6 protein-coding genes are annotated in these 12,502 nt (G+C 70.6%); 3 read left to right on the top strand and 3 right to left on the bottom strand.

Annotated features, from left to right (window positions below; genetic code table 11):
• Positions 1-4: 4 nt before the first annotated feature.
• The gene (locus tag AACH10_RS11845) at positions 5-1,579 is read right to left on the bottom strand and encodes an ABC transporter substrate-binding protein (protein ID WP_341410626.1); all 1,575 of its coding nucleotides are present in this window, start codon (positions 1,577-1,579) and stop codon (positions 5-7) included.
• Between the two features lie 105 nt (positions 1,580-1,684).
• On the bottom strand, positions 1,685-2,446 hold the full coding sequence (locus AACH10_RS11840; protein ID WP_341410625.1) for a class II aldolase/adducin family protein: 762 nt from the start codon (positions 2,444-2,446) through the stop codon (positions 1,685-1,687).
• A gap of 329 nt (positions 2,447-2,775) precedes the next feature.
• Between AACH10_RS11840 and AACH10_RS11835 the strand changes: the two genes are divergently transcribed.
• Together AACH10_RS11835 and AACH10_RS11830 are read left to right on the top strand one after the other, a co-directional pair.
• The gene (locus AACH10_RS11835) at positions 2,776-6,816 is read left to right on the top strand and encodes an autotransporter-associated beta strand repeat-containing protein (protein WP_341410624.1); all 4,041 of its coding nucleotides are present in this window, start codon (positions 2,776-2,778) and stop codon (positions 6,814-6,816) included.
• Between the two features lie 120 nt (positions 6,817-6,936).
• Entirely contained in the window at positions 6,937-8,736 is a 1,800-nt protein-coding gene (locus AACH10_RS11830; RefSeq protein WP_341410623.1) for an ATP-binding response regulator, read from the top strand.
• A gap of 9 nt (positions 8,737-8,745) precedes the next feature.
• Here AACH10_RS11830 and AACH10_RS11825 read toward each other — a convergent pair whose 3' ends face one another.
• Positions 8,746-9,366: a response regulator transcription factor gene (locus AACH10_RS11825; protein WP_341410622.1), complete on the bottom strand. Its 621-nt coding sequence runs from the start codon at positions 9,364-9,366 to the stop codon at positions 8,746-8,748.
• 221 nt (positions 9,367-9,587) lie between these two features.
• Between AACH10_RS11825 and AACH10_RS11820 the strand changes: the two genes are divergently transcribed.
• Positions 9,588-12,494 carry a beta strand repeat-containing protein gene (locus AACH10_RS11820; protein ID WP_341410621.1) on the top strand — a complete coding sequence of 969 codons (2,907 nt, stop codon included), beginning with the start codon at positions 9,588-9,590 and terminating at the stop codon, positions 12,492-12,494.
• Positions 12,495-12,502: the final 8 nt, after the last annotated feature.

The raw sequence follows: 12,502 nt of genomic DNA, 5'->3' as shown, positions 1-12,502 counted from the left end.
GTGTTCAGGCCAGGCTGGCGCGGCCGATGCTGTCGTTCAGCCCGATGCCCGAGCTGATCGGGTTCTTCACCTTCACGCGGTACAGCGTGGGGAAGGTGATCTCGTGCAGCCAGGCCACCGGCACCTCTTCGACCAGCAGCTTCTGCACCTCCAGGTACGCCTTCTGGCGCGAGGCCGGATCGGTGGCGCGGGCGCCGGCGGCGAACAGCGCGTCGACGCGCGAGTTCACATAGCCTTCCACGTTGTTGAAGGGCGAGCCCTTGGCGATGTTGGTGCTGGTGTAGTTGCGCGCCACGCCCAGGGCCGGATCACCGTACTGGTACAGGTAGGTGAAGGCCAGGTCGTAGTCCCACTCGTTCAGGCGCTGGTTCCAGCCGGCCACGTCGGTGGCCACCAGTTCCAGCTTGATGCCGATCGAGGTCAGCGCCTGCTTCACCATCTCGGCCTGGCGCTGCCAGCTCTCGCCATAGGGCAGGGGCAGCAGGCGGATGGTCTCGCCCTTGTAGCCCGATTCGGCCAGCAGGGCCTTGGCCTTGGCCAGGTCCTTGGGGTACTTGGGCACGTCGTTGCTGGCGTACTTGATGGCGCTGTTGAACGGGCCGGTGGCCGGCTTGGCATAGCCGTACCAGGCGATCTTGGCCATGGCCTCGCGGTCGATGGCGTGCATCAGCGCCTGGCGGAACTTGACGTTGCTCAGCGGCGCCTTGCGGTGGTTGATCCACAGCCACGAGTGCGGCGAGAAGAACTCCCAGCCCTTGGTGGTGACGGCGACGCCCGGCAGCTTGGCCAGGCGCTGCACGTCGAAGTACTCCACCGAGCCGCCCGGCGCGATGTCGATCTTGCCGCTCTCGAAGGCCGCTGCGCGCGCCGCCGCGTCGGGGATGACGTGGTAGTACACCTTCTCGATCAGCGGCAGGTTGGGCACGTGGTAGGCCGCATTGGCCTCCAGCAGGATGTAGCTGCCCTTGACCCATTCCTTGAACTTGTACGGCCCGGTGCCGATGGGCGTGGCGTTGGCCGGGTTGGTGGCGAAGTCGGTGCCTTCGTAGATGTGCTTGGGCACCATGGGCATGGTGCCGTTCTCGAACAGGCCCAGGAAGGGCCCGAACGGGTACTTCAGCTTGAACTCCAGCGTCAGCGGGTCGAGCGCCTTCACCGATTCCAGCGCCTCCAGGTTGCCGCGCAGGCGGGCGTGGGTCTTCTTCAGGAACACATCCACCGAGAACACCGCGTCGGCGCTGGTGAAGGGCTTGCCGTCATGCCACTTCACGTTGGGCTTCAACTTGAAGGTGTAGGTCTTGCCGTCGGGGCTCACCGTCCAGCTGGTGGCTAGCTGCGGCTGCGGGTTGAGCTTCTCGTCGTAGCGCAGCAGGCCTTCGTAGATGTTGCCGGCAATCAGCTGCGTGGGGCCGTTCTGCACCAGGCCCATCATCAGGCCGGGCGGCTCGGGCTGCACCAGCACATTGAGCGTGCCGCCCTTCTTGGCGTCCTTGTCTTGGGCCAGCAGTTCCAGCGGCACGCCGGCGATGGACACGCCCAGCCCGGTGGCACCCAGTTGAATCAATTGGCGTCGTTGCATGGTGGTGAGCTCTCTTGCAGGGGTTGACGATGCGGCGGCTCGACCGGCCTCGCAGTGGCTTGCGTGGCGGTCTGACGCTTCAGGGAACGGGGAGGACGGCGCGGGTCAGTCGCGCCAGTGGCTGGGCGCAGCCGGCTGCAGGCGTTGCAGCATGGCGCGCCACTCACGCGCATACAGGTCGGGGTTGCCGGCCACGCGGTTGCTGTCGCCGCCCTCGTACTGGCGGGCGGTGAGCTCGGCCACTTCCGGTGCCACCGGATGGATGGGCTGGCCGGTGGCCTGGATGGCCAGCTGCACCTTGCAGGCGCGGTCGAGGTTGTGCATCAGGATGAAGGCCTCGGCCACGCTGTGGCCGAGCGTCACCAGGCCGTGGTTGCGCAGGATCAGCACCTGGGCGGTGGGGCCCAGGTCGGCCACCAGGCGCTCGCGCTCGGCATGGTTGAGCGCGATGCCCTCGAAGGCGTGGTAGACCACCCGGTCGTGGAACTGCAGCGACCACTGGTTGCAGGGCTGCAGCCCGCAGGCCAGCGACGACACCGCCACGCCCGGCACCGTGTGGGTATGCAGCACGCAGGTGGCGTCGTGCCGGGCTGCGTGCACGGCGCTGTGGATGGTGAAGCCGGCCGGGTTCACGTCGTGATCGGTGGGCTCGAGGATGCGGCCCTCCAGATCGATCTTCACCAGCGACGAGGCGGTGATGTCGCGGAACAGCATGCCGTAGGGGTTGATCAGGAACTGGTCCTGCGTGCCCGGCACGCGCGCCGAAATGTGGGTGTAGATGCTGTCGTCCATCCCGAAATGGGCGACGAGGCGGTAGGCAGCGGCGAGGTCTTCTCGCACCTTTTGTTCTGCAGCGGAAACGGACATGGCCCGGAGCCCTCCAAACGCTTGAAACTGGTCAACTGTCGGCTGTCGACAGTGTGCAGGAAGCATTGCCAGAACCGTGCCAGGGTTTGCGCGGGGTCAAACCGGGTGGAAACGGCCTGTGGCACCGGCGATGGCGGCCGTGGCGCCTGTTGCTGGTGCATCCGGCCCGGCGGTGGTGCGGGTGGTGGTGCGTGTGCGGGGTGCGCGGCGGCACCCCTTGCATGCAGGTCTCGGGACCCGGTCCCGGGTCCGAAGCCGGATGGTTGGCGGCGGGCAGGCTTCCCAGAATCCACCCCACTCTGGCCGCCGGCCGACATCGAGGGAGCCCCATGAACGACCGACCCCGCGCGCTGCGCCGCCAGCCCAGCCTGAACCGCCCCATGCCCTGGCGCCACCACGCCACGGCGCGCGCCGTGGCGCTGCTGCTGGCCTGCGGAGGCATGGCCCCAGTGGGTGCGCAGACGTCGGCCACGCCGCTGGTGCTGGGCTCGGGCAACACGGTCAGCAACACGATCACCATCCGGCCGGCGACCGCTGCGACGGGCACAGCGTGCGACGCCGGCAAAGCCGGCGCGGACGGCAACGGCTACGACAACACCACCGGCAACGGCAACGCTGGCGGCAAAGGCTCGGACGGAAGCGCCGCCGGCAACGGCAGCACCGGCACCACCGCCGCCAGCGGCAGCAATTTCGCGCTGATCAACAGCGGTTTGCTGGTGGGCGGCAAGGGTGGCAGCGGGGGGGACGGTGGCAGCGGCGGCGATGGCGGCGATGGCGGGGTGGCCAAGTCGCCCTGCCCGTCGAAGTACCCGAACTGCAGCAACGGCGCAGCGGGCGGGGGTGGCCGTGGCGGCACGGGCGGCAATGGCGGCACCGGTGGCACCGGGCTCAGCGGCTCGCACTTCACGCTGTACAACAGCGGCCGCATCCAGGGCGGGTTGGGGGGTGCGTCGGGTGCGGGTGGCAGCGGTGGCAGGCAGGGCGCGTGGCCGAACTACGGCGACAGCCCTGGCCTGGCTGGCGCCGATGGGTTGGCGGGCGCGGGCGGCGTGGGCGTGGTGGCCACCGGATACACCACCATCATCAACAGCGGCGTGATCGCCGGCCACCTGGGCAGCGACAACGGCAACGGCATCGTCAGCGCCGATGGCCACGCCATCGACTTCTCGGGTGGCGCCAACCGCCTGGTGCTGGTGAACACCAATTACGCGGCCAGCATCGTGGGCCAGGTGGTCAGCACCAGTGGCCGGCTCAACGGCGGTGACACGCTGGAACTGGGCATGGCCGACGACACCAACTTCTCGTTGAACCGCCTGCGCACCGGCTTCATCGGCTTTGCCACGCTCGCCAAGTCCGGCGCGTCGGTGCTGTCGCTGACTGCGCAGCACTCTCCGAACAGTGTGGACAGTTTTGCCGGGCGCACCTTGCTCACCGAGGGCGGGCTGGTGGTGAACGCGGCGGTCAGCCTGTATGGCGACAACGGCAGCAACGGCAGCAACAGCTTCCCGACCCCGCTTCGTGGCGACGCGGGTGGCGCGGGAACGGTGGCGGTGACGGTGTCCAGCGGCAAGACAGAAATCGTCTTGGGCGGCCTGGTCTACACGCCCAATGCCAGCCAGTCCACGCTGACCAACACCGGGCTGCTGAAGGGCGGCGATGGCGGTGCCGGCGGTCGGGGCCTGACCTCGTCCGGTGCGGGAGGCCAGGGCGCCGGTGCCGTGACCGGCGCAGACTTCCTACTGACCAACAACGCGGGTGGCCAGATCGTGGGCGGCGATGGGGGGGCGAACGGTGGCAGCAACCTGTTCCCGACCTATGCCGAGGGCGGCGTGGCCATCAGCGTGACCGGCAAGACCACGATCGTGAACGCCGGCACCGTGGCGGGCGGCATGGGCGGCAGTGGCGGCAGCGTGCAGGCCCATGCCATCGACCTGGCGGGTGGCGGCAACAGCCTGTCGCTGCGCTCGGGCAGCGACATCCAGGGCCTGGTGGTCAGCGCCGGGGGCGACACGCTGGATTTGGGTGGCAGCGCCGCCGGCAGCTTCAATGCCAGCCTGATCGGCAGCCAGTACCAGGGCTTCAGCCAGTTCACCAAGAGCGGCAGCGCCAACTGGACGCTGACCGGCAGCGGTGCGACGAACTGGCTGGTGCAGGCCGGCACGCTGACCGGCACCACCAGCTCGATGGCCGGCAACCTGAGCTTCGGCACCGGGTCGTCGCCCACGCCGCTGGTCGTTTTCGACCAGGCCAGCCAGGGCAGCTACGGCGGCCACATCACCGGCGACGGCCGCGTCACCATCAGCGGGGGCGGCCAGGTCACGTTCACCGGTGCCAACAGCTACACCGGCATCACGGTGGTGTCGGCCGGGCAGTTGGCGCTCAGCGGCGCGGGCAGTTTCGGGTCGGGCGTGTTGCAGGTGAATGCGGGCGCCTCGGCCGACATCAGCGCCATCAGCGCCGCCAGCACCACGGTGGCCGCGCTGCAGGGCCGGGGCACGCTGGCGCTGGGCGGCAAGAACCTGCGCGTGGACGGCTCGGCCGTCACCAGCTTCGCGGGCACGATCACCGGTGCCGGCAGCCTCACCAAGGCCGGCAGCGGCGTGCTCACGCTGGCGGCAGCCAACACCTACAGCGGCGGCACCCAACTGCAGGGCGGCCTGCTGATCATCGGCGCCGATGCCGCGCTGGGCGCGGCCAGTGGCGGCCTGAGCCTGAACGGCGCCACGCTGCAGACCACGGCCAGCTTCAGCAGCGCGCGCCAGATCGCGCTGGGCAACTACGGCGGCACCGTCAATCCCGACACCGGCAGCACATTGACGCTGAGTGGCGTGATCAGCGGCAGCGGCATCTTGACCCAGCAAGGCGGCGGCACGCTGGTGCTCAGCGGCGCCAACAGCTTTGCCGGCATGCGCGTCGCCGCCGGCACCTTGAGCATCAGCAGCGACGCCAACCTGGGCACCGGCAACGGCGTACTCGAGCTCCAAGGGGGCCGGCTCCACATCACCGGCAACGTGGTATCGGCACGCACCCTCAGCCTGATGAACGTGCTGCCGAACTATGTGGACATCGATGCCGGCGCGACGCTGTCGCTGTCGGCCTCGATCCTGGGCCGCGGCACCCTGGTCAAGAGCGGGGACGGCTTCCTGATGCTGCAGGGCGACAACAGCGGCGTGGGCCAGTTGGGCGGCCTGGTCGTCAAGCAGGGCGCCGTGGTTGTCAGCCAGGACAGCGCGCTGGGCCAGGTGTCCGGCGGCCTGACGCTGGATGGCGGCGCCTTGATGACCGGCAGCTTTGCCACCAGCCGCACCGTGACACTGGGTGCGGCGGGCGGCCGGATCGTCCCGTTCGTCAGCACGCTGCAGCTGGATGGCGCGGTGACGGGCAGCGGAAGCCTGACGACGGGCGGCGGCAACGCGGTGCTGATCCTCAACAGCAAGCTCAACAACTACGGCGGCGACACCACGGTGATCGAGGGCGGCACGCTGCGCGTGGCTGCGGGTTCGGGCCTGGGCAATGACAGCCATGCGCTGCGCCTGCAGGGCGGGCAGCTGGCCCTGGCCGCCGGGGCCAGCACCGCGGTGGGCAGCGTCAGCATCAGCCATGACCGCGCCTGGGTCGGCTCACTGCGCATCGGCGAGGCGGGCAACGCCCAGGCCAGCACGCTGCAGGTGCGGGGCAACCTGGACAACGCCGGTGACCTGCGCGTCGACAACGGCCTGCTGGCGGTGGCCGGCAGCCTGGTCAACACCGGCACGCTCACGGTGCTGGCCGGTGGCCGCGTGAATGCCGGCAGCTTTGTGCAGACGGCCGGCAGCACCACGCTGGCCGGCGGCCTGATCGATCCGCCCACCACCATCACCATCAGCGGCGGCACGCTGGCGGGCAGCGGCACGCTGGAAGGCGATGTGCAGGTCAGCGGCGGGCGCGTGGAAGTGGGGGCGGATGGCCTGCTGGTCACCGGTGCCTATGCGCAGACCGGCGGCACGCTGGACTTCGGCCTCAGCTACAGCGGCGGCCAGTACCACTACGGCCGCCTGACCGCCAGCACCCTGGCGCTGGGCGGCACGCTGGAGTTCACCCTCAGCGGCGCCAGCGCGGCCGATCTGCAGCGCCTGCAGACCGATCTGCTGGCGAACCTGCTGCAGCCGCTGGTCAGCCCCAGCGTGATGGCCAGCTTCAGCAGCATCCGCCTGGATTCCACGCTGGCCGGCGTGGATGCGGTGATGCTGGGGGCCAGCCAGGTGGCGCAGCTGGACCGTGCCTTCACCACCGCCGTGCCCGAGCCCGCCCACTGGGCCCTGATGCTGGCCGGCCTGGCCGGGCTGGCGGGGTGGACGCGCCGGCAACGCGCGGGCCGCGCCGGCGCCTGAACGCCTTGGCCACCGTGGGCAGCGGGAGCGCCCGCCGCCACCTCGGGGCTCACTGCGGGCGCCCTTCGAATGGGCGGTGGCGGGCGGGCGGCCGTGGCCCACCACCGCACAATGGGCCCGATGCCTGTTGCGCACCCCGACACCGCCGCCGACCTGGCCCTGCGGATTGATCCCATGGTGCGCGAAGACCAGGTTCAACACCTGCGGCGCGGCGATCCGCTGTACCTGCTGGCCAATGCCGGGCTGGCGGTGATGGTTGCGGTGGCCTTGCGCGACTCGGCACCGCTGCCGGCGCTGCTGGCCTGGCTGGCAGCCATCTGGCTGACGACGGCCTGGCATGGCTGGATGACCTGGCGCCAACGCGGCCGCAGCGATCAGGTCGACCGGCATCTGCGCCAGGTGACGTGGTTGTCGGCGGTGAGCGGCCTGCTTTGGGCGGTGGGCGTGCTGCTGGTCTATCCGGGGGCCGACGACATCCACCGCGCGCTGCTGGTCGTGCTGCTGGGCGGCATGGCCACCAGCGCGAAGTTCTCGCTGGCGGTGCACCTGCCGGCGCTGTATGCGCTGTACGTTCCGATGGTGGCCGGGCTGATGCTGGCCGCGCTGGGCAGCGCCGGGCCGGCGCGCTGGGTGGTGCTGATCCTCACGCCGCTGTGGCTGGCCGGGGCAGTGGCGCGCGCGCGGCAGATGCATGCGGCGATGATCGAATCGTTCCGCAACCGCCACACCGCCAGTCTGCTGGCGGCCGACCTGCAGGCGCAGAAGGATGTGGCGGTGGCGCTGGGCCAGTCGCGCAGCCGTTTTCTGGCCGCCGCCAGCCATGACCTGCGCCAGCCGGTGCATGCGCTGTCGCTGTTCGTCAGCGCGCTGCAGCAGCGCCCGCCGATGGACGAGGCCGAGCGCCTGCTGGGCCATGTGCGCAACACGGTGGACGGCATGGGCGCGATGTTCAACGCGCTGCTCGATGTCTCTCGGCTCGACGCCGAGATGGTGCGCCCGGCCCTCGGCCCCGTGCCGCTGGCGCCGCTGCTGGCGCGCATCGCCGCCGACGAGGGTGCCATCGCCGCCGCCAAGGGCCTGACGCTGCGCTGCGCGGTGCACGGGCCGGCCGACCTGGCCGTGCACAGCGATGCACAGCTGCTGGAGCGCGTGCTGCGCAACCTGGTGAGCAATGCCGTGCGCTACACCGCCAGTGGCGGCGTGCGGCTGCGGGCCGATGTGCGCGGCGGCGCCTTGCGCCTGCGCGTGGCCGACAGCGGCATCGGCATCCCGCTGGCGCACCGCGCCGAGGTGTTCCAGGAGTTCGTGCAACTGCACAACCCCGAGCGCGACCGCGACCAGGGACTGGGCCTGGGCCTGGCCATCGTGCAGCGCCTGTGTGCGCTGCTGGCGGTGCCGCTGCGGCTGCGCTCGCGGCCGGGCCGCGGCACGGTGTTCACGCTGATGCTGCCGCTGGCCCAGGGCCTGGCGGGGCAGGGCACCGCCGCAACCGCCGACCGTGCGGATCAAGTGGGTGGACTTCCGGCACTGGCCCCGGGCGATCTGGTGCTGGTGATCGACGACGCGGCCGACATCCGCGTGGCCATGGCCGCGCTGCTGCGGGGCTGGGGTTGCCAGGTGCTCACTGCGCCCGATCTGCCCGCGCTGCAGCCGCAGCTGATGGCGCTGACCACCGTGCCGCGGCTGATCCTGTGCGATCTGCGGCTCGAAGGGCCCGACGACGGCCTGGCCGTGATCGAGCAGCTGCGCAGCGGCTTCAATGACGAGGTGCCGGCCATCCTGGTGACCGGCGACACCGGCCCCGAGCGCCTGCAGCACGCCGCGGCCAGCGGCCTGGGCCTGCTGCACAAGCCGGTGAGCGAGGCGGCGCTGCGCCTGGCCATCGGCCGCGCGCTGGCCGCCACCCCGGCCGACGACTGAAACGGCCGCTCAGCTCACCAAACCCGCATTGCGCGCGGCCTCGACGGCCTGCAGCCGGTGCACCACGTTCAGCGCCTTGAAGATGGCCGAGACATGGCCCTTCACGGTCTTTTCCTGCATCGCCAGATTGCGCGCGATCTGCTTGTTGGTCTGGCCCTGGCACAGCTGCTGCAGCACCTCGCGCTGGCGCGGCGTGAGGCCGCTGCCATCCCCGGTGGGCGCCGGTGCAGCCGGCGCCAGCGCCATCAGCGGCGGCACGTACACCTGGCCGGCCAGCACCAGCTGCAGGGCGGCCAGCAGCGTGGCTGGCGCGGCTGACTTGGGGCAATAACCGGCCGCGCCGGCGGCCAGCGCGCGGCGCACGTCGTCGGGCTCTTCGGACGAGGACAGCACCAGCACCGGCAGGTCCGGGCGCTGGCGCCGCAGATGGGTCACCACGGCCAGGCCGCCGGTGCCGGCCATGCGCAGGTCGGCGATCACCGCGGCCAGGTCGGGCTGGGCTTCCACCAGCGTCAGGGCCACCTCGCCATCACTGGCCTGCAGCACGCCGGTGATCGCGGGCCACTGGCGCAGCACGCTGGCCAGGCCCTCGCGGAACATCGGATGGTCGTCCACTACCAGGATCTTCATCGCCACAGGGTAACAAGTTGCGCGTGCTTGACCGAACGCGTGGCTTGGGATGCGGCGGGCGCTGGCCGTTTGGCGCCATCCGGGCACCCATTCCGGGGTCTCGAGACCCGGTCCCGGGACCAAGGTCGGATGGTGCGATGCCCCCTGCGCTGAAAGACTGACCGGTGTTGCCGCCGCCGCGTTCGCGTGCCGGCGCCCTGTTGTCGATCCGAAGGTCTGCCATGCCGTACACCGTCTCACGCCTGTCCGCCCCTTGCCTTGCGCCGCGGCGTCCCCGCGCACGCGCCGGCCGCCCCACGCTGCTGGCGCTGGCGGTGGCGGCCCTGCTGGGCAGCGCACCGGCCGGCGTGGCCCTGGCCAAGACCGCGACCTGGACCGGCGGTGCCCCCACCAGCGGCAAGTGGTCCAACCGCCTCAACTGGGGCGGCAGCACGCTGAGCGACGGCGATGAACTGGTGTTCGCCGGCACGGGCCATCGGCAGGACAACAGCAACGACCTGCTCAACGCCAGCTTCAACGGCCTGAGCTTCGCGTCGGGGGCCGGCGCCTTCACGCTGAACGGCAACGCCTTCACCAGCCTGGGCAACATCACCAACTACAGCAGCAACCGCCAGACGCTGGCGATGGCGCTGACCGTGGGCAGCAGCCAGTCCTGGGTGGCGGGCTTGTCCGGGCTGCAGTTCGGCGAGATCGACTTCGCCAGCATCGCGGCCGCCGCCTACACCGTCAGTGGCCTGGGCACGCTGACCGTTGTGGGTGGCATCAACAACAACAGCAATTTCCGACAATCGTTCGCCTCGGCGCTGACGGTGGCGGCGAACCAGACCTGGAACGGCGGCGTCGCCGGGCTGTCGGTCAATGGCCTGATCTTCGACAGCGCGGCCGCCTATACCCTGAAGGCCGACAACGTTTACAGCGCCGGCCAGATCGTCAACCGCAACACCTCCCAGCTGCAGACGCTGAACGGCGTCGTGAACCTGACCCAGGACCAGACCTGGACCCTGGGCGGCGGGCTGCGTGTGGCCGGCCTCGGCGGCTCGGGCAACCTGACCATCGTCGGCGGCAAGGCGATCCTGAGGCTGGGCTCCGGCGCCGTCAGTACCGACACCACCTATTCGGGCGTGATCGCGGCAGCCGAGACCCCGCTGTACATCGACGTGGCGGGCAGCACCCACACGCTCACGGGCAAGGGCGGCGAGCTGAGCTACCTGCAAATGTCGGCGGGCACCTTGCGCCTGCGCGGCGGTTCACTGAAGTTGGGCTTCCTCGGCCAGATGACGGGCGGCACGCTGTCGGTCGAGAACGCCCGCCTCGACCTGACGACGTCCGAGCAGACCTACCTGTTCGGCAACACCAACCCGCTGATGGCGATTTCCGGCGCCGCCGGGATGGTCAACAGTGCAGGGGGACTCATGATCGGCTACGTCCAAGGCGGGCGTGTCCAGGTGTCGGACGCCGGCAGCCTGCAACTCGCGGGCAGCCTGATGGTGGGCGGCGGCGACGGCACAGCGGCCAACGGCAGCCTGACGGTCACCGGCGGGGGCACGGTGCAGGCCCAGGGCGTCTCCATCGGCTACTACTCTGGCTCGGTGGGTGCCGTCACGGTCGACGGGACGGGCTCCCGCCTCATCAACACGCGCGGCGGCATGACCCTGGGTACTGGCGGCGGCCAGGCGGCCAGCCTGCTGGTCAGCAACGGCGGCCTGGTGAGCACCAGTTCCACCGTCCTGGGCTCGGCGGGCAGCAACATCACGGTCAACGGCGGCACCCTGGTGACGGGGCTGCTCAGCGGACGGACCGGCACCATCGTGCTCGACGATGGTGACCCCGGGCTGGCCCTGGCGGCGCTGACCCTCAACGGCACCAGCGGTAGCAGCAGCTTCGGGGGCAGCATCGCGGGCGGGGGCAGCGTTGTGAAGACCGGCGGCGCCACCCAGGTCCTGTCCGGCACCAACAGTTTCACCGGCGGGGTGACCGTCACCGGCGGGTTGCTGCAGATGGCCAGCGGCGCGGCCAGCCTCTACCAGGCCAGCGGCAGCGGCACGCTGCAACTGGACTACGGCACGCTGGGCTGGTCAGCCGTGCAGGCCGATGCCGGAGGCACTGTGGTCTACAACACCCCCACGCTGACCGGCGGCACGCTGCTGGGCGATGGCACGCACGATGTGTCGCGCGTCACGCGCTACGTGGGCACCAGCGTGGGCAGCGGCGCCACGCTGGCGCTGGCCAACAACACGCGGCTGATCGGCGTGGTCAGCGCCGGCACGCTGAACGTGGCCGCGGGCCGCAGCCTGAGCTGGAGCGGCGGCAGCAACGCGGGCGGGCGCTTCAATGTGGACGGCACGGCCAGCGTGGCGGGCTGGACCTCATCGGGTGTGCTGCAGGTGGGCACGGCCGGGGTGTTGAACGTGGCCAGCAGCGACCTGGTGCTGCTGGGCGGCAGCCGCACGGCCGTGGGCAGCAAGGCCGCACCCGGCGGTCGCATCAGCCTGGGCACCGGCCACACCGTGGAGCTGAACGGCGCGCTGCTGGTGAACAACGGCAACATCGACGCCACCACCAACGTGCACTACGGCAGCCTGGCCAAGGGCGCCGGCGTGTACGGCGCGGTGAACGTGTTCGAGGGCGGCGTGTTCGAGGCCGGCAACAGCCCCGGCACCGTGCGCACCGGCGCGACCACCTGGAATGCCGGCGGCAGCTACCTGGTGGCCATGGACCAGGCCGGCGGCTTGGCTGGCGTGAACAGCGGGCTGTGGAACATCGACGGCACGCTGGCCATCACCGCTGCCGCCGACGGTGGCCACTTCACTATTCGCGTGGCCACGCTGAACCAGGCCGACCAGGCCATCACGCTGGCCGACTTCAACGCGCACCACGACTACAGCTGGCTGATCGCCAGCGCCAGCGGCGGCATCAGCGGCTATGCGCCGGGCCTGTTCAGCGTGGACAGCAGCGGCTTTTTGAACCCGCTGGACGGCGGCCATTTCTCGGTGGCGCAGTCGGGCAACCACCTGATGCTGAACTTCACCGCGGCAGTGCCCGAGCCCACCTCGGCCGCGATGCTGGGTCTGGGCGTGCTGGTGCTGGGGTGGGCGAGGCGTCGGCGTGCCGACGGCGCGTCTGCCTGAACGTCGGC

Origin of the sequence: Pseudaquabacterium inlustre (assembly GCF_038066595.1) — a bacterium.
Taxonomy (GTDB): Bacteria; Pseudomonadota; Gammaproteobacteria; order Burkholderiales; family Burkholderiaceae_C; genus Pseudaquabacterium; species Pseudaquabacterium inlustre.
The sequence above is the reverse complement of the archived record's forward strand: the minus strand, read 5'-3'. Positions and strand labels throughout refer to the sequence as shown.